Below are 17,695 nucleotides of genomic sequence, written 5' to 3'. Positions count from 1 at the left end.
GACGGAAGGGCCCGTCCGGCTTCGTGCCGGGCGGGCCCTTCCGCTTGTCCGCTTGCCGGGGAGGCGGGGCGGGTCTCAGAGCAGCCTGCGCGCCGCCCGCCGCAGGTCGTACTCGTGGATGATCGCCTTCGCGTGGCCGTACGCCAGGTCGTGCGCCCCGCGGAGCCAGCTGACCCGCTCCTCGAAGCGGAGGAGGGAGGGGCCCTCCTCGACGGTGCGCATCCAGTCGGCGATCTCACGGCCGGTGCGGCGCGGGATCCGGGCCAGCAGGTTGCGATGGGTCTCTTCGGAGAAAGTGTGGGACATCGGCGCCTCCGGACGCTTCGTACCGTGTGCTTCTCGTACTCCTTCCCGTCACCGTGCCGAAGCCTTCGGCCGTTGGCAAGGGGCCCGGGAGGGCGCGTAGGGTCGCGGCGTGCACGATACGACTGAACTGACCACCGCCGTCGAGCGGTTCGCCGACCGGCTGCGGGCGGCCCCGCAGAGCCGCCTCAAGCAGGGCGCGGCGGCCGAAGGGCTGGCCCTGGCCAGGGAGTTGTCGGTGCGCGCCCAGCGCGCCGAGGACCCGGACCGGGAGCCGCGGATCATGCCGGACGCGGGCCTGTTCGCGGTGGGCGACCAGCTCGCCGTCGCCGGGAACGATCTGGCCGAGATCCTGCGAACGGCCCCGGCCGACTCCCGCGCGGGGGAGCTGGACGAGGCCGTGAGGCTGGTACGGGAGGCGGCGGAGCGCTCGGGGCTCTGACGCCGCGGGCCGGACGTCCCGGGCACCCCCGCGATCGGCGGTCGGAGGCCGCCGCAGCGCCTCGAGGCGGCGTGTGCGGCTCCGCCGAGAGGCTTTTCCGGGCCCTAGGGGCGCGGAGTCAGAGGGAGGCGATGACGCGGTCCGCGAGGATGTAGACGTTCTCCTCGTCCGAGTCGCCGTACGAGAAGGTCAGGGCGAAGGCGCCCGAGACGCCCGAGCCGCCGAGCAGGACCGGGGTGCGGCCCGAGCGCAGGGCCTCCGCGAGGCGCTCCGCGGTCTCGCGGTGCCCCGGGGTCATACAGAGCGTGGTGCCGTCCGCGAAGACGTACACGTCGAGCGTGCCGAGCGGGCCGGGGCGCACGTCGGTGAGCGCGGTACGGGTGTCCGCGAGCTCCTCCAGACGGGCCACCGTCCGCTCGTGGTCGGTGACGACCGGCGTCTGCACCGGCACGAAGTCCGGGTGCGAGGGGTGCCGGCGGCGGGCCGCGGCCAGCTCGGCCGAGTCCTCGGGGTACTCCTCGAAGGAGTCGAAGGAGTCCAGCGGGTCGGGGCCGTCGAGCGCGGCGGCCTCCGCCTCCATGGCCTCCAGGGCCATCGCCTCCATGCCCACGAAGTCGGCCTGGCGCGGCACGAAGAAGGTGCCGTCGTCGACCGGGCCGCCCAGACCGCCGAGCAGGGACGGGGCGTCGGCCGCGTCACGGGCCTCCTGTGCGGCCCAGAAGGCGCGCGCCTCGGCGAGCTCGCGCTCCCGCTCCTCGGCCAGCGCCTCGGCGACCGCGGCCCGTATCTCCGCGGCGGGCGAGGTGCGGGCCGCGGGGACCGTACCGCCGTGACCGGCGGCCAGCTCGCCCCGGAGGGCGGTGACCTCCTTGCGGAGACCGTGGACGGCGTGCAGGGCAGCAGCGCCCACGGCCGTGGCAGCGGCCGTGGTCAGCAGCAGGGCAAGAGACATGGCGCTCACTGACGTACTCCCGATTCCGAGTCGATCCCCCGACTTCCTACATCAGCTTGTCCCGGGGTGGTGCCCGCTGTCAGTGCATTACGTCACGAATTGGACAGGTATTTCTGCCAGGCGTTTAGTCCCGAAACAGCTCTGACCTGGGAAAACGAACTCCCCCGGGACGTAGGTCACATCCTGGGGGAGATTCGGTCACGGCTCGGACGCGGAGCGGTTGACGCGCTCGGTGCGTGGAGAGCGGGCGGTGCTCAGCTCAGTCGCTCGCTTCTTTGGTCGCACTGAGCTTCGCCACCGCTGCGGGCAGGTGTCGCCTTCGTTCCTCAGGCGACCCCTACCCTCCGCTACGGCTCAGCTCAGTCGCTCGATGACCATGGCCATGCCCTGGCCGCCGCCGACGCACATGGTCTCCAGGCCGAACTGCTTGTCGTGGAACTGGAGGCTGTTGATCAGCGTGCCGGTGATCCGGGCGCCGGTCATGCCGAAGGGGTGGCCGACGGCGATGGCGCCACCGTTGACGTTCACCTTGTCCAGGTCCAGGCCCAGGTCCTGGTAGGACGGGATGACCTGGGCGGCGAAGGCCTCGTTGATCTCGGCGAGGTCGATGTCGCCGATGGTCAGGCCGGCGCGCTTGAGGGCCTGCTTCGAGGCCTCGACCGGGCCGAGGCCCATGATCTCGGGGGAGAGGCCGGAGACGCCGGTGGAGACGATCCGGGCCAGCGGGGTCAGACCGAGCTCGCGGGCCTTGGTGTCGGACATGATCACGAGCGCGGCGGCGCCGTCGTTCAGCGGGCAGCAGTTGCCGGCGGTGACCAGGCCGTCGGGGCGGAAGACCGGCTTGAGGCCCTGGACGCCCTCCAGGGTGACGCCGGCGCGCGGGCCGTCGTCCGCGGACACGACGGTGCCGTCGGGCAGCGTCACGGGGGTGATCTCGCGCTCCCAGAAGCCCTTCTTGATGGCTTCCTCGGCGAGGTTCTGCGAGCGGACGCCGAACTCGTCCATCTCCTGGCGGCTGATGCCCTTCCAGCGGGCCAGGTTCTCCGCGGTCTGGCCCATCGCGATGTACGCGTCGGGGACGAGGCCGTCCTCGCGCGGGTCGTGCCAGGTGGAGCCCTCGGACTCGGCGACGGCCTTGGTGCGGGCCTCGGCGTCGGCGAAGAGCGGGTTGTGCGTGTCGGGCAGCGAGTCCGAGTTGCCCTTCACGAAGCGGGACACCATCTCGACACCGGCCGAGATGAAGACGTCGCCCTCGCCCGCCTTGATCGCGTGCAGCGCCATGCGGGAGGTCTGCAGGGAGGAGGAGCAGTAGCGGGTGATCGTGCAGCCCGGCAGGTGGTCCATGCCCATCTGCACGGCGACGATGCGGCCCAGGTTGTTGCCCTGCTCGCCGCCGGGGAGGCCGCAGCCGAGCATCAGGTCGTCGATGTCGCGCGGGTCCAGCTCGGGCACCTTGGCGAGCGCGGCCTGGATGATGGTCGCGGTGAGGTCGTCCGGCCGCAGGTCCTTGAGGGAGCCCTTGAAGGCCCGGCCGATGGGCGAGCGGGCGGTCGAGACGATCACGGCTTCGGGCATCACGGCTCCAGAGGGTGCGGAGTGGGCGGACTGAACAGGAAGTTACCCGTACGTACCGCACGGGTCACCGCCGGAACGGTGTGACGCGGACCTCTTTTCTAAGCGAGCGCTCAGGTCGTTGCCGTGCGGGCCCGCGCCGTGCTGGGCGGTGCCCCGCTGCCGTGTGGGCAATCGTCCCGCAGGGCGGGACGGGTGGGCACACGGGACGGCGCCCCCCGGCCGGGCCTAGGCTTCCGCGCCTTGACCCGCACCACAAGGGTGCCGCCACCGGGGGTGCGGGTCCAGGCCCGGAAGCCTCGGGCGCCGGCAGGGCGCGGGTCCGTTGTGCCCACCCGTTCCGCCCCAGCGGAACGACTGCCCACAACGGGGGCGGCGGGGGCACCGCCCCGGCGGGCGCGGCCCACAACGGGGCGGGCGCGGGCCCGCAGCGGGCGGTGGCGTTATGCCTGGGCGTCCTCCGGGGACGGGGTCGGGGTTTCCGTGGGGACCGGGAGCCGGCGCCGGCGCCGGTGCTTCAGGAGGGCCCACGGGGCACGCGCGCCCGTGACCTCCGTACCGGCCTCCCGCACCGCCTCCGCCGCCGCCTTCGCCACCGGCAGCATGTTCTCCCGCCGCTCCGGCTCCAGCCGGTCCGTTTCCGGCCAGACGCCCAGCGCCGCGCACAGCGTCGGCAGGACCGCCATCGCCGCCGTGGCGTACCCCTCCGCCGAGGGGTGGAAGTTGTCGATGCCGAACATCTCGCGCGGGTTCGCCGCGAACTCGGGGCCGAGGAGGTCCCCCAGCGACACCGTCCGGCCCCCCTGCTCCACGACCACGATCGTCTGCGCCGCCGCCAGCTGTCGCGAGGCCCGCCGGGCCAGCCAGCGCAGCGGCTGGTAGACCGGCTCGATCGTGCCGAGATCGGGGCAGGTGCCGACGACCACCTCCGCGCCCGCCGTCCGCAGCCTCCGCACGGCCGAGGCGAGGAGTCGTACGGACTCCGTCGGCGGCAGCCGGTGCGTCACGTCGTTCGCCCCGATCATGATCACGCACACGTCCGGGGGGCCGAGGGGCTGCGCGAGCAGCAGCGAGACCTGTCGCTCCAGGTCGTCCGAGCGCGCCCCCGAGAGCGCCACGTTCCGCAGGACCACCGGCCGCTCCGCCACCGCCGCGAGCCCGGAGGCGAGCAGGGCGCCCGGGGTCTGACCCGAGCGGCGGACCCCTTGGCCCGCCGCCGTGGAATCACCCAGAAGGGCCAGTCTCAGGGGGTCGTCCGTGCCGAAGGCCCGGCCGTAGAGGCCGTCCGCCACCGGCGGCAGCGGTGCCGGGGCGCCGTAGACCGTGCGCTTGGCCAGCTGCGCCTCGGCCAGGAGGAGGCCCACCGCCGCCACCCCGATCAGCCCGATGCTCCCGCCGCCGTACGCCGCACCCGCCGCGATCCGTCGCGCCACCCTCGCCCTCGACATGGGGCCGTCACCTCCTTCAAGCCGTTCAGGGTGTAACTGCCCCGTAACCCGCTCCGACTACGCATACGCTGGCCACACCATTACGGAGACCCCGGAGATTACGGTGCAATTCCACGACTCGATGATCAGCCTCGTCGGCAACACCCCGCTGGTGAAGCTCAACAACGTCACAGCGGGCATTCAGGCGACCGTTCTGGCCAAGGTCGAGTACTTCAACCCCGGCGGCTCGGTCAAGGACCGGATCGCCGTGCGCATGATCGAGGCGGCCGAGCAGAGCGGCGAGCTGAAGCCCGGCGGAACCATCGTCGAGCCCACGTCCGGCAACACCGGCGTGGGCCTGGCGATCGTGGCCCAGCAGAAGGGCTACAAGTGCATCTTCGTCTGCCCCGACAAGGTGTCGCTCGACAAGATCAACGTGCTGCGGGCCTACGGTGCCGAGGTCGTCGTCTGCCCCACGGCCGTCGACCCCGAGCACCCCGACTCGTACTACAACGTCTCGGACCGTCTCGTCCGTGAGACGCCGGGCGCCTGGAAGCCCGACCAGTACTCGAACCCGAACAACCCGCGCTCGCACTACGAGACGACCGGCCCCGAGCTCTGGGAGCAGACGGACGGGAAGATCACCCACTTCGTCGCGGGCGTCGGTACCGGCGGCACGATCTCCGGCACCGGCAACTACCTCAAGGAGGTCAGCGGCGGGAAGGTCAAGGTCATCGGCGCGGACCCGGAGGGTTCGGTCTACTCGGGCGGTTCCGGCCGTCCGTACCTGGTCGAGGGCGTCGGTGAGGACTTCTGGCCGACCGCGTACGACCGGAACGTCACGGACCGGATCGTCGCGGTGTCCGACAAGGACTCCTTCCAGATGACCCGCCGCCTGGCCAAGGAGGAGGGCCTCCTCGTCGGCGGCTCCTGCGGCATGGCCGTCGTCGCGGCCCTGGAGGTCGCCAAGGAGCTCGGCCCCGACGACGTCGTGGTCGTGCTGCTGCCGGACTCCGGCCGCGGCTACATGTCGAAGATCTTCAGCGACGAGTGGATGGCCGGCCACGGCTTCCTGGAGGACACCTCCACCGCCACCGTCGCCGACGTCCTGCGCCACAAGGAGGGCAACATGCCCTCCCTCGTCCACATGCACCCGGACGAGACCGTCGGCCAGGCCATCGAGGTGCTGCGCGAGTACGGCGTCTCCCAGATGCCCATCGTCAAGCCCGGCGCCGGCCACCCCGACGTCATGGCCGCCGAGGTCGTCGGCTCGGTCGTCGAGCGCGAGCTCCTCGACCACCTCTTCACCAAGAAGGCCTCCCTGGAGGACCCGCTGGAGCAGCACATGAGCGCGCCGCTGCCGCAGGTCGGCTCCGGCGAGCCGGTCGCCGACCTGATGTCCGTCCTCGGCGAGTCCGCCGACGCGGCGATCGTGCTGGTCGAGGGCAAGCCGACCGGTGTCGTCAGCCGTCAGGACCTGCTGGCCTTCCTGGCCAACGGCGGCACGAAGTAAGCGGTACGAAGCAGTTCGTGCGAATGGTACGAGGGCGACACGTACCCGCAGCACCCGCTTAACACGCGTCCGGCACATTGGTGGTCGTCGGCGTCACGGACTTCCGGAGCGGCTCCCGGGCCTCCACAGACGTCGCGGACGCGGTGACCGGCCCTGACCCGGGCCCGTGTCCCTCGCGGGGACCGTCGTCGTCCCGCCCCCCGGTGACGGGGGTGCGACGGTCCCCGCGCTCCTCTTCCGGCCGGCCCCGCATCGCGGGGCTGGCCGTACGTTCTCCCGCCTGCCTATCCTGCCTGCATATCCTTATGCAGAGTTTTCCGCGGGTGAATAGGTGAAGGGGGCGGCATGAGCGACAGCCCGGCCGGTCGGCTGCAGGCGCTCTTCGAGGGGCACCGGCTGACGCCGACGCAGCGGCGGATCGCGCACTCCATGGTCCGGCGCGCCGGCGACGTGCCGTTCCTGTCCAGCGTCGAACTCGCCGAGCTCGCCGGGGTCAGCCAGCCCTCCGTCACCCGCTTCGCCGTCGCCCTCGGCTTCGACGGCTACCCGGCGCTGCGCAAGCACCTGCGGGAGAGCCTGCCCGCGGCCGCCGAGGAGCCCTCGGGGCACAACGAGTACCAGCAGGCCGTGCTCGCCGAGATCGAGAACCTCCGGCACCTCGCCGGGCTCCTCGCCGACCCCGCGCCCGTCGAGCGGGCAGGGCGGCTCCTCGCCGGCTCCCGGCCGCTGCTCGTGCTCGGGCTGCGGGCCGCCTCCTCGCAGGCGCGGGGCTTCGCCTACTTCGCCGCCAAGGTGCACCCGGACGTCCGGCTCCTCGACGAGGGCGGCTCGATGCTCACGGACCGCGTCGACGCCGCCGTACGGGCCGGGGCCACGGCCCTGCTCTGCTTCGCGCTGCCCCGGCACCCCAAGGAGGTCGTCGAGGCCCTGGAGTACGCGCGCAAGGCCGGGCTCACGGTCGTGACCGTCGCCGAGTCGGCCTTCGCGCCCGTCGCCGCCCACAGCGACCTGCTGATCCCGGCCGCCGTCGGCACCGGGCTCGCCTTCGACACGGCCTGCGCGCCGATGCTGCTCGGGCGGGTCCTCCTGGAGGCCATGGCGGACGAACTCCCCGACGCGCAGGCGCGCCTCGAGGAGTTCGACACGAAGGCGGCGGCCCGGGGCCTGTTCGTCGAGTAGGCCCCCCGAACCGTCAGATCTCCAGCTCGGCCTCGATCTTCTTCAGCTGGTGGCGGGCCATCGCCAGGTTCGCGCGGTTCTTGTCGAGCGCCAGGTAGAGGAAGAGGCCGTTGGTGCCGCGCCCCTTGAGGAGCCGGATCAGGTGGTACTGGCCGCCGAGGGTGATCAGGATGTCCTCGATCTCGTCCTTGATCCCCAGCATCTCCATCGTCCGGACCTTGGCCCGGACGACGTCGGTGTTGCCCGCCGCGGCCACGGCCAGGTCGAGCTCGTTGCCGCCGCCGATCGTGCCGAGCGCCATGCCGCTGGTGTAGTCGACGAGGGCCGCGCCGATGGCGCCCTCGATCTGGGCCGCTTCCTTGAGGGAGGTCTCGGTGTTCGCCATGGTGTCGTACTTCCTTCTCGCTGTTCGGGACTCGGTGTCAGTTCAGGTCTTTGCGTTCCAGCGCGCCGTCGACGAGTTCCCCTATCCGGGCACTGGACCTGCGGGCCTCCAGGTGGAGCCGCCCCACGTTGATCCGGGGTTCGGCGAGCAGTGTCAGGACGGCCGAGCCGCCCGCCGCGTACGTCGCCACGTAGCCGTTCTCGCCCCGTACGAGCAGCTCGCGGAAGAGGCCCTGCCCGGTGGTGTCGGTCAGCCGCTGGCCGACGCCGAGCGCCGCCGCGGTCAGCGCGGCCACGCTCTCCGCCTCGCCGTCCACGGTGTCGTGGGCGAGCACGAGCCCGTCGGCGCTGGCCGCCAGGGCCCCGGTGAGCTGGGGCAGTCGCGCCCGCAGCCGTCTGAGCTCGCCGAGCACCTCGGCCTCTGCCGTCATCAGCTGCCTCCTCTCGGCGCGCATGCGTAGCGCACGCCTCATCACAGGGCCTCCAGGGCGTCACGGAGCCGGCGCAGCAGGGCGATGTCGGGATCGGCCACCGGCGGGGCCGGTAAGAGCACCGGCGGGGGCGGTACGGGGTCGGGTTCGGGCGGGGTCTCGACGAGCCCGGCGGCGGCCAGGCGCCGCACGTCGAGGAGCGTGTGGAAGGCGGGCCGGCCGAGCAGCCGGGCCAGTTCCGCCGGGGTCCGCTCCCCGTCGGCGGCGGCGAGCAGTGCGCGCCGGCGGGCCCCCACGGTCTGGCCGGGGGCGGCGGGGCGCGGCACGACCGGGGCGGTGTCGACGGAGGCGTACGGCCAGACGGCGTCGAGGAGTTCGCGGCGGCGCACGGTCTCGCGCTCGACGGCCTCGGCGGAGACCGGTCGCACCGTCCCGAACCAGTGCCCCACCCCGTACCGGAAGCGGGTCGGCCCGCTGGTGGGGGAGAGGGCGAAGAAGGCCGCGTCGAAGACGGCGCCGAGGTGGCATATCTCCAGCTCGCCGTCGTGCAGCCGGCCGCTGTCGACGAGGAAGCGGCCGACCGCGCGGTGCGCCCCGGCCCGGTCGACGGCCTCGTCCCAGCCCTCGCGGGGCAGCCGGCCGCCGGTGGTGAGGAGGACGTCGACGCCGGGGGCGGCGGGGGACTCGGCGTGCACGACCCGGCCGTCGACGAGGTAGAGCGTGCCGTGGTCGCGGAGCAGGGCGCCGGTGGCCTTCTCGGCGGCGAGCCTCACCAGCATCGGGGAGACGCTCATCCCAGGACCAGCCTGTCCGCGAGGTCGCGGAGCCGGAGGCGGGCGAGGGCGAGGTTGCCGGAGTCGCGGTCGAGCCAGAGGTGGAGGAAGACGCTGCTGTCGAAGGAGGTCTCGACGAAGCGGAGGACGTGGTAGCCGGCGCGGGTGGTGACGATCAGGTCCTCGACGGGCGGGCCCTCCTGCTCCCCTCCCGTGGTGAAGGAGTCGAACTCGGCCGCCGAGCGGGCGAGTTCGGCGGTCTCGGCGGCCGTCGTCTCGTGGTCGCCGACCGGTGAGTCGCCCGCCGTCCCGAGCGCGAGTCCGCTGGTCCAGTCGACCAGGGAGGCGCCCCGGGCCCCGGGCAGGGCCATGGCCTCCAGGAGGCACTCGTCGATTCCGGGCACGCGGGTTCCCCTCCCGATGCGGCGTGCGAACGTGCGGCAGTGACGATGACGCTACTGAACGTTCGTACCCCGGGGAGGCGTTCTGGCATTTTCCATCGGAACATGCCGCTGTCTGACGCGAATTGATCCGAAGCGATCTTCGGTCGGGGGCTCAGCCGCGCGACTCCACGGCGTGCGCGATGTCGGACAGGTCCTTCGCGAGCGCCTTCGCGACCGCCTTCGCCCCGAAGCGGGCGAGCAGCCGGGCGGTGAGCCCCGGGGTGCGGCCGTCGGCGGGCCGGGCGGAGAAGGCCATCCGCAGGGTGGTGGACCCGGCGCCGTCGGGCGTCAGGGTGAGCTCGGAGACGTAGTGCATGCCGTGCGAGTCGGCGACCGTGACGTACCGGTCGGGCGGCTCGCACTCGGTCACGGTCATCTCCTCCGTGGCCTCCTTGCCCAGCATCCGCCGGGTCTCGCGCCAGCGCGTGCCCACGTCGAAGACGCCCTCGGTGAGGACCTCCACCCGGTCGACGCCGGAGAGCACGCGGGGCAGGTCCCGCAGGTCGGTGATCGACTCCCAGACCCGCCCGGGGGAGGCGGCGACCCGGCGCTCGACGACGACGGAGGTGGTGGCGTCCGTACCCGTTCCAGTCATGACCTCATCGAAACCGGGCCGCCCCCGGAGCGCTACCGGACCAGCGCGTCCGCCCGCGCCCCGCCCGCCTCGGCGACGATCTCGTCGAGCGTCTGGGCCTTCCGCACGGTCGTGAACGTCACCGCCCCGTCGCCGTCGACGGCGAAGCCGTGGATCGCGGGCCGGGGCAGGCTGTTGTACGCGTAGTGGTGGGCGAAGTAGTACGCGCCGGTGTCCGGGACCGCCACGACGTCCCCCGGGTGGAGCAGCGGCAGCGCGCGGCCCCGGGCGAGGAGGTCCCCGGCGAAGCAGGCGGGGCCCGCCACGTCCTGGACGGTGACGTCCCCGGTGCGGGGGCGGCCCCCGGAGTCGTACGCGAGGATCCGCAGCGGCCAGGACTCGGGGGCGTAGACCGTACGGGTGGCCAGCTGCACGCCCGCGTGGGTGACGGCGATCGGGCGGCCGCCGGAGTTCTTCGTGTACTCCACCCGGGCGAGGATCGTGCCGTGCTTGGCGAGCAGGGAGCGCCCGAACTCGGTGACGAGCCGGTAGCGGCCGTCGAAGAGGCCGGGGACGGTGTCGGCGAGCAGCCGGGCGTACTCGGCGTACGTCGGGGTCTCCTCGTCGGAGGTGAAGTTCACCGGCAGGCCGCCGCCGATGTCGAGGGTGTCGATCTGCTGCCGGCCGGCGGTCCGGTTGATCTCCTCGGCGAGCGCGTACGCCTCCCCGACCCCCTCGGCCATGAGGGCGAGCGGGATGCCCTGGGAGCCGGTGTGGGTGTGCAGCCGGGTCAGCCAGGGCCGCTCCAGGTAGGCCGCGACGACGGCCTTGCGGGCGCCCTCGTCGCGGAGCGTCACGCCGAACTTGGAGGTGGCGGTCGCGGTCGACAGCGCGCCGATGGAACCGGCTCCGACCTGCGGGTTCACCCGGAGGCCGAGCGGTGAGGCGGTGGGGGCGGAGGCGACGAGCGCGTCGAGGCGGGCCAGCTCCTGGAGGTTGTCGGCGTTGACGGCGATCCCGAGCGCGAGGGCCTGGCGGAGCTCGGCCGGGGTCTTGGCGGGGGAGTCGAACACGGTGTGGGCGGGCGGGACGCCGGCGGCGCGGGCGAGGGCCAGCTCGCCGGGACTGGCGACCTCGACGCCGAGCCCGGCCTCGTGGAGCAGGCGCAGGACGGGGACGAGCGGGGTGGCCTTCACGGCGAAGGCGTGCAGTACGTGTGCGTCGGTGACGGCGGCGAAAGCGCTGGTCAGGGCGGTGGCGGAGGCGCGGATGCCGGCGGTGTCGAGGAGGGCGACGACCGGTTCGGCGGGGGTGAGGAGTCCTTGATCGACGGTGGCTCGGACGGCGAGATCGCGACGGGAGGAGGCCATGCGGCCCAGTCTCGTCCATGCCTCGTCCCCGGCGTGGCCGGTACGCCCTGTTGACTAAGACTATTCAGCGAGCCAGTATGTGAATATCTGAACGACATTCGAGGAGGCACCCCCATGTCAGGACCCCGCCCCGTGCGAGCCGCCCGCGGTACGGAACTGAGCGCCCTGGGATGGCAGCAGGAAGCCGCCCTCCGGATGCTCCAGAACAACCTCGACCCCGAGGTCGCCGAGCACCCCGACAAGCTCGTCGTCTACGGCGGCACCGGCAAGGCCGCCCGCGACTGGCGCTCCTTCGACGCCATGGTCCGCACCCTGCGCACCCTCAAGCAGGACGAGACCATGCTGGTCCAGTCCGGCCGCCCCGTCGGCGTCATGCAGACCCACGAGTGGGCCCCGCGCGTCCTCATCGCCAACTCCAACCTGGTCGGCGACTGGGCCAACTGGGAGGAGTTCCGCCGCCTGGAGCAGCTCGGCCTCACCATGTACGGCCAGATGACGGCCGGCTCCTGGATCTACATCGGCACCCAGGGCATCCTCCAGGGCACGTACGAGACCTTCGCCGCCGTCGCCGCGAAGAAGTTCGGCGGCACCCTGGCCGGCACCATCACCCTCACCGCCGGCCTCGGCGGCATGGGCGGCGCCCAGCCCCTCGCCGTGACGATGAACGACGGCGTCGCGATCTGCATCGACGTCGACCCGCGCGCCATCGAGCGCCGCATCGAGCACCGCTACCTGGACGTCAAGGCCGACAACCTGGCCCACGCCCTCCAGCTGGCGACCGAGGCCCGCGACGCCCGCCGCCCGCTCTCCATCGGCCTCCTCGGCAACGCCGCCGAGCTGCTCCCGCAGATGCTCGCCGAGGGCGCCCCGATCGACATCGTGACCGACCAGACCTCGGCCCACGACCCGCTGTCGTACCTCCCGATCGGCGTCGCCTTCGAGGACATGGCCGACGCGGCCGCCAAGGACCCGGCCGGCTTCACGCAGCGCTCCCGCGAGTCGATGGCCAAGCACGTCGAGGCCATGGTCGGCTTCATGGACGCCGGCGCCGAGGTCTTCGACTACGGCAACTCGATCCGCGGCGAGGCCCAGCTGGCCGGCTACGACCGCGCCTTCGCCTTCCCGGGCTTCGTCCCCGCCTACATCCGCCCGCTGTTCTGCGAGGGCAAGGGCCCGTTCCGCTGGGCCGCCCTGTCCGGCGAGGCCTCCGACATCGCCAAGACCGACAAGGCGATCCTCGACCTCTTCCCCGAGAACGAGTCGCTGCACCGCTGGATCAAGATGGCCGGCGAGCGCGTCCACTTCCAGGGCCTGCCCGCCCGCATCTGCTGGCTCGGCCAGGGCGAGCGCGACAAGGCTGGCGACATGTTCAACGACATGGTCGCCGACGGCACCCTCGCCGCCCCGCTCGCCATCGGCCGCGACCACCTGGACTGCGGCTCCGTCGCCTCCCCGTACCGCGAGACCGAGGCCATGCTCGACGGCTCCGACGCCATCGCCGACTGGCCGCTGCTCAACGCCATGGTCAACGTCGCCTCCGGCGCCTCCTGGGTCTCCATCCACCACGGCGGCGGCGTCGGCATGGGCCGCTCCATCCACGCCGGCCAGGTCTCCGTGGCCGACGGCACCAAGCTCGCCGGCGAGAAGATCCGCCGCGTGCTCACCAACGACCCCGGCATGGGCGTCATCCGCCACGTCGACGCCGGCTACGACATCGCCGAGCGCGTCGCCGACGAGCGCGGCGTGCGCGTCCCGATGCGCGAGGGCTCCGAGGACGAGGCCTCGGCGTGAGCGCCACCTTCCACGCCATGTGGCGGTCGTTGCGGCCCATCGGCCGCAACGCCGCCTCCGGTGGCTACCGCCGCTACGCCTGGACCGAGGCCGACGCCGACTGCCGGCTCTGGTTCCGGATGCAGGCCGAGGCCCGCCGCCTGGACGTCGAGACCGACCGCAACGGCAACCAGTGGGCCTGGCTCGGCGACCCCGCGGCAGGCGACGCCGTCGTCACCGGCTCCCACCTGGACTCCGTCCCCGACGGCGGCGCCTTCGACGGCCCCCTCGGCGTCGTCTCCGCCTTCGCCGCCCTCGACGAACTCCGCGCCCGCGGCGTCTCGTTCAGGCGGCCCCTCGCCATCGTCAACTTCGGCGACGAGGAAGGAGCCCGCTTCGGCCTCGCCTGCGTCGGCTCCCGCCTCACCGCGGGACGGCTGACGAAGGAGCAGGCGTACGAGCTCCGCGACGCCGACGGCATCAGCCTCCCGCAGGCCATGGAGGCGGCGGGCCACGACCCGTCCGCCATCGGCGCGGACCCCGAGCGGCTCGCCCGCATCGGCGCCTTCGTCGAGCTCCACGTCGAGCAGGGCCGCGCCCTGGACCTCTCCGGCGACCCCGTCGGCATCGCCTCCTCCATCTGGCCGCACGGCCGCTGGCGGTACGACTTCGCCGGCGAGGCCAACCACGCGGGCACCACCCGCCTGGTCGACCGCCGAGACCCGATGCTCACGTACGCCGAGACCGTCCTCGCCGCCCGGCGCGAGGCCGAACTCGCGGGCGCCGTCGCCACCTTCGGCAAGATCGCCGTCGAGCCGAACGGCGTCAACGCCATCCCGTCGATGGTCCGCGGCTGGCTCGACGCCCGCGCCGCCGACCAGGGCTCCCTCGACAAGGTCGTCGCGGGCGTCGAGGCGGAGGCCCGCGCCTACGCCGAACGCCACGGGATCGACCTCAACGTCGTCCGGGAGTCGTACACCCCGATCGTGGAGTTCTCGCACGCCCTGCGCGACGAGCTCTCCCGGATCCTCGGAACCTCGGGCAAGGTGCCGGTCCTCGGCACCGGCGCGGGACACGACGCGGGCATCCTGTCCGAATCGATCCCGACCGCCATGCTGTTCGTACGGAACCCCACCGGCGTCTCGCACTCCCCGGCCGAGAACGCGGCCGAGGACGACTGCGTGGCCGGAGTCCTCGCACTCGCCGACGTACTGGAGGAGCTGGCGTGCCGCTGACGACGTACTGGCTGGAACACGCCTGGCTCGATACGAACGTCGAGCCGGGCGTGGCCCTGACCGTGTCCATCAGCGGCTCCGCCGCGGGCACCTCCGACGGCCGCATCGAAGCCGTACGCACGGGGGTGGAGGTCCCGCCCCCGGGCGCCGTGATCCTCCGCGGCCTCACCATCCCCGGCCTGGCCAACGCCCACTCGCACGCCTTCCACCGCGCCCTGCGCGGCACCGTCCAGGTCGGCTCCGGCACGTTCTGGACCTGGCGCGAGGTCATGTACACCGTCGCCCAGCGACTCACGCCCGACAGCTACTTCGCGCTCGCCCGCGCGGTGTACGCGGAGATGGCGCTCGCGGGCATCACCTCCGTCGGCGAGTTCCACTACCTGCACCACGCGCCCGGCGGCAGCCCGTACGCCGACCCCAACGCCATGGGCGAGGCCCTGATCGCGGCGGCGGGCGAGGCGGGCATCCGCATCACCCTCCTCGACACCGCCTACCTCTCCTCCGGCTTCGGCGCCGCCCCCGAGCAGCACCAGCTCCGCTTCACGGACGGCACGGCGGAGAAGTGGGCCGAGCGGGTCTCGGCCCTCAAGGACCGGGACGGCGTACGCATCGGCGCCGCGATCCACTCCGTACGGGCGGTCCCGGCGGACCAGCTGTCGACGGTGGCGCAGTGGGCGCGGGACCGGCAGGCCCCGCTCCACGTCCACCTCTCGGAGCAGACGGCGGAGAACGACGCCTGCCAGGCCGCCCACGGCATGACGCCGACCCAGCTCCTGGCGGAGCACGGAGTCCTCGGCGCGAGGACGACGGGCGTCCACAACACGCACCTGACGGACGAGGACATCGCGCTCATCGGCGGGTCCGCCACCGGCACGTGCATGTGCCCGACCACCGAACGGGACCTCGCGGACGGCATCGGCCCGGCCGTGGCCCTCCAGCGCGCCGGCTCGCCGCTCTCCCTGGGCAGCGACAGCCACGCCGTCATCGACCTCCTCGAAGAGGCGCGGGCGATGGAGCTGAACGAGCGCCTGCGCACCCGCACCCGCGGCCACTGGACGGCCGCGGCGCTGCTCCGCGCCGCCACCGCCGACGGCCACGCGGCCCTCGGCTGGGCCGACGCGGGCACCCTGGAGCAGGGCGCCCTGGCCGACTTCACGACGATCACCCTCGACTCGGTCCGCACGGCGGGCCCGGTCCCGCGCCTCGCGGCCGAGACGGCGGTCTTCGCGGCGACGGCGGCGGACGTGCACCACGTGGTGGTGGGCGGCCGGACCATCGTCCAGGACGGCACGCACGTCGCCGTACCGAACGTGGGCGAGGCCCTGGCCTCGGCGATCGCCACGCTCAGGAACTAGGCGCGCCGGCCGGTGGTGGCATGCGTTCCGCGGGGCGGAACGGGTGCCCACCACCGGCCCACCGGCCCGCACCCGAACCGCCCGCCCCCACCGGAGAGCAACATGACGACGACGCTGATCACGAACATCGGCAGCCTGGTGACGAACGACCCCGCCCTCGGCGAAGGCCCCCTCGGCCTGGTCCGGAACGCGGCCCTCGTCCTGGAAGACGAAAAGGTCTCCTGGGTGGGCCCGGCGACGGCGGCCCCGGCCGCCGACCAGGCCGTCGACGCGGCCGGCCGCGCCGTCATCCCCGGCTTCGTCGACTCCCACTCGCACCTCGTCTTCGCGGGCGACCGCACGGCGGAGTTCAACGCCCGCATGTCCGGCCAGCCCTACAAGGCCGGCGGCATCCGCACGACGGTCGCGGCGACCCGCGCGGCGAGCGACGCCGAACTCTCGGCGAACGTGGCCAAGTACATGTGGGAGGCCCTGCGCCAGGGCACCACCACCTTCGAGACGAAGTCCGGCTACGGCCTGACGGTCGAGGACGAGGCCCGCGCGCTGCGCATCGCGTCGGAGCACACGGACGAGGTCACCTACCTCGGCGCGCACATCGTGTCGCCCGACTACGCCGACGACCCGGCCGCGTACGTGAAGCTGGTGACCGGCGAGATGCTCGACGCCTGTGCCCCGTACGCCCGTTGGGTCGACGTCTTCTGCGAGAAGGGCGCCTTCGACGGCGACCAGGCCCGCGCGATCCTCAAGGCCGGCATGGCGAAGGGCCTGCAGGCCCGGGTGCACGCCAACCAGCTCACGTACGGCCCCGGCGTCCAGCTGGCGGTCGAGCTGGACGCGGCGAGCGCCGACCACTGCACCCACCTCACCAACGCCGACATCGACGCCCTCGCCCAGGGCAACACGGTCGCGACGCTGCTCCCGGGCGCCGAGTTCTCCACCCGGGCCGAATGGCCGGACGCCCGCCGCCTGCTCGACGTCGGGGTGACGGTCGCCCTGTCCACGGACTGCAACCCGGGCTCCTCCTTCACCTCCTCGATGCCCTTCTGCATCGCGCTCGCCGTCCGCGACATGCTGATGACCCCCGACGAGGCCCTCTGGTCGGCCACCGCCGGCGGTGCCGCGGCCCTCCGCCGCACCGACGTCGGCCACCTGAACGTCGGCGCGCGGGCGGACCTGACGATCCTCGACGCCCCCTCCCACGTCCACCTGGCCTACCGGCCGGGCGTCCCGATGATCGCGGAGGTCTGGCGGAAGGGCGTGCGGGCGGTCTGACCGGAGGAGGACCACGCGAAGGCCGGAGGGCCCTACCCTCAGGTGCCATGACGACGACCACCACAGCCCTCTGGTCCTTCGCCCTGGTCGCGGCGGTCCTGACCCTCACCCCGGGCCTCGACACCGCCCTGGTCCTCCGCATCGCCGCCCTCGGCCACCGGGCGCGGGCCTGGGGCGTCGTCCTCGGCGTCCAGACCGGCGTCCTGGCCTGGGGCGCGCTCACCTCCCTGGGCGTGACCGCGCTCCTCACGGCCTCCCACCTCGCGTACGAGATCCTGCGCTGGGCGGGAGCGGCGTACATGGTCTGGATGGGAGCCCAGATGCTCCGCAGGACGTTCAAGGGAGGCCCGGCGAAGGAGGCCCCGGAGGCCCTGGAGGACACCGCCCCGGCGACCTCGGACAGCCTCATGGCGGGCTGGCGCCAGGGCACCCTCACGAACCTCCTCAACCCGAAGGTGGGCGCCGTCTACGTGTCCGTGCTCCCGCAGTTCCTCCCGGCGGAGTCGAACCACCTGGCGATGGGCCTCCTCCTCACCAGCGAGCACATCCTCCTCGGCCTCGTCTGGTCCACGGCCCTGATCGCCGGCGCCCGCCTCCTCTCCACCTGGCTCCGCCGCCCCGCGGCCCGCCGCACCCTGGACCGCCTGACGGGCACGGTCATCGCGGGCTTCGGCCTCCGCCTTGCCTTCGGCGACTGAGA

Annotated in this window: 18 protein-coding genes; 8 read left to right on the top strand and 10 right to left on the bottom strand. The window is 73.0% G+C overall.

Annotated elements, in window-relative coordinates:
• Positions 1–75 precede the first annotated feature (75 nt).
• Positions 76–306, bottom strand: coding sequence for a DUF4287 domain-containing protein (locus SVTN_RS15070; RefSeq protein ID WP_041129565.1), 231 nt, complete (start codon positions 304–306; stop codon positions 76–78).
• Between the two features lie 109 nt (positions 307–415).
• Between SVTN_RS15070 and SVTN_RS15065 the strand changes: the two genes are divergently transcribed.
• Positions 416–745, top strand: a complete 330-nt coding sequence (locus SVTN_RS15065; RefSeq protein ID WP_041129564.1) for a hypothetical protein — start codon at positions 416–418, stop codon at positions 743–745.
• A 118-nt stretch (positions 746–863) separates the two neighbouring features.
• Here SVTN_RS15065 and SVTN_RS15060 read toward each other — a convergent pair whose 3' ends face one another.
• The 3 genes from SVTN_RS15060 to SVTN_RS15050 all read right to left on the bottom strand — a co-directional run bounded on the left by SVTN_RS15060 (position 864) and on the right by SVTN_RS15050 (position 4,717).
• Entirely contained in the window at positions 864–1,706 is an 843-nt protein-coding gene (locus SVTN_RS15060) for a hypothetical protein (protein ID WP_041129563.1), read from the bottom strand.
• Between the two features lie 345 nt (positions 1,707–2,051).
• On the bottom strand, positions 2,052–3,272 hold the full coding sequence (locus SVTN_RS15055) for an acetyl-CoA C-acetyltransferase (protein WP_041129562.1): 1,221 nt from the start codon (positions 3,270–3,272) through the stop codon (positions 2,052–2,054).
• A 440-nt stretch (positions 3,273–3,712) separates the two neighbouring features.
• Complete coding sequence (locus SVTN_RS15050) at positions 3,713–4,717, bottom strand: SGNH/GDSL hydrolase family protein (protein WP_245727546.1); 1,005 nt, start codon at positions 4,715–4,717, stop codon at positions 3,713–3,715.
• A gap of 103 nt (positions 4,718–4,820) precedes the next feature.
• Here SVTN_RS15050 and SVTN_RS15045 point away from each other — a divergent pair, with 103 nt between their 5' ends.
• Entirely contained in the window at positions 4,821–6,209 is a 1,389-nt protein-coding gene (locus SVTN_RS15045) for a cystathionine beta-synthase (protein WP_041129560.1), read from the top strand.
• Between the two features lie 345 nt (positions 6,210–6,554).
• On the top strand, positions 6,555–7,388 hold the full coding sequence (locus tag SVTN_RS15035; RefSeq protein WP_041129558.1) for a MurR/RpiR family transcriptional regulator: 834 nt from the start codon (positions 6,555–6,557) through the stop codon (positions 7,386–7,388).
• Between the two features lie 13 nt (positions 7,389–7,401).
• Here the strand turns inward: SVTN_RS15035 and SVTN_RS15030 are convergent, their stop codons facing one another.
• From SVTN_RS15030 to SVTN_RS15005, 6 genes are all read right to left on the bottom strand, one after another.
• Positions 7,402–7,773, bottom strand: a complete 372-nt coding sequence (locus SVTN_RS15030) for a hypothetical protein (protein WP_041129557.1) — start codon at positions 7,771–7,773, stop codon at positions 7,402–7,404.
• 37 nt (positions 7,774–7,810) lie between these two features.
• Complete coding sequence (locus SVTN_RS15025; RefSeq protein ID WP_078908358.1) at positions 7,811–8,245, bottom strand: roadblock/LC7 domain-containing protein; 435 nt, start codon at positions 8,243–8,245, stop codon at positions 7,811–7,813.
• Positions 8,245–8,997 carry a hypothetical protein gene (locus SVTN_RS15020; protein ID WP_041129555.1) on the bottom strand — a complete coding sequence of 251 codons (753 nt, stop codon included), beginning with the start codon at positions 8,995–8,997 and terminating at the stop codon, positions 8,245–8,247. Before SVTN_RS15020 ends, SVTN_RS15025 begins: the two co-directional genes overlap by 1 nt.
• Positions 8,994–9,380 (bottom strand): roadblock/LC7 domain-containing protein, encoded by a 387-nt coding sequence (locus SVTN_RS15015; RefSeq protein ID WP_041129554.1) that lies wholly within the window; start codon positions 9,378–9,380, stop codon positions 8,994–8,996. The genes SVTN_RS15020 and SVTN_RS15015 overlap by 4 nt, the downstream gene beginning before the upstream one ends.
• A gap of 151 nt (positions 9,381–9,531) precedes the next feature.
• Positions 9,532–10,014 (bottom strand): SRPBCC family protein, encoded by a 483-nt coding sequence (locus SVTN_RS15010; RefSeq protein ID WP_041129553.1) that lies wholly within the window; start codon positions 10,012–10,014, stop codon positions 9,532–9,534.
• A gap of 32 nt (positions 10,015–10,046) precedes the next feature.
• Complete coding sequence (locus SVTN_RS15005) at positions 10,047–11,363, bottom strand: type III PLP-dependent enzyme domain-containing protein (protein WP_041129552.1); 1,317 nt, start codon at positions 11,361–11,363, stop codon at positions 10,047–10,049.
• Positions 11,364–11,477: 114 nt separating this feature from the next.
• Here SVTN_RS15005 and hutU point away from each other — a divergent pair, with 114 nt between their 5' ends.
• The 5 genes from hutU to SVTN_RS14980 all read left to right on the top strand — a co-directional run bounded on the left by hutU (position 11,478) and on the right by SVTN_RS14980 (position 17,693).
• Positions 11,478–13,154, top strand: coding sequence for a urocanate hydratase (gene hutU / locus SVTN_RS15000; RefSeq protein ID WP_041129551.1), 1,677 nt, complete (start codon positions 11,478–11,480; stop codon positions 13,152–13,154).
• Positions 13,155–13,171: 17 nt separating this feature from the next.
• Positions 13,172–14,368, top strand: coding sequence for an allantoate amidohydrolase (locus SVTN_RS14995; RefSeq protein ID WP_041133905.1), 1,197 nt, complete (start codon positions 13,172–13,174; stop codon positions 14,366–14,368).
• On the top strand, positions 14,359–15,723 hold the full coding sequence (locus SVTN_RS14990) for a formimidoylglutamate deiminase (RefSeq protein ID WP_041129550.1): 1,365 nt from the start codon (positions 14,359–14,361) through the stop codon (positions 15,721–15,723). Before SVTN_RS14995 ends, SVTN_RS14990 begins: the two co-directional genes overlap by 10 nt.
• 102 nt (positions 15,724–15,825) lie before the next feature.
• Entirely contained in the window at positions 15,826–16,995 is a 1,170-nt protein-coding gene (gene hutI / locus SVTN_RS14985) for an imidazolonepropionase (protein ID WP_041129549.1), read from the top strand.
• A gap of 47 nt (positions 16,996–17,042) precedes the next feature.
• Positions 17,043–17,693, top strand: coding sequence for a LysE family translocator (locus SVTN_RS14980; RefSeq protein WP_041129548.1), 651 nt, complete (start codon positions 17,043–17,045; stop codon positions 17,691–17,693).
• The last annotated feature ends 2 nt before the right edge of the window (positions 17,694–17,695 follow it).

Source organism: Streptomyces vietnamensis, assembly GCF_000830005.1.
Classification (GTDB): Bacteria; Actinomycetota; Actinomycetes; order Streptomycetales; family Streptomycetaceae; genus Streptomyces; species Streptomyces vietnamensis.
This window is presented reverse-complemented; position numbering and strand designations above follow the sequence as displayed.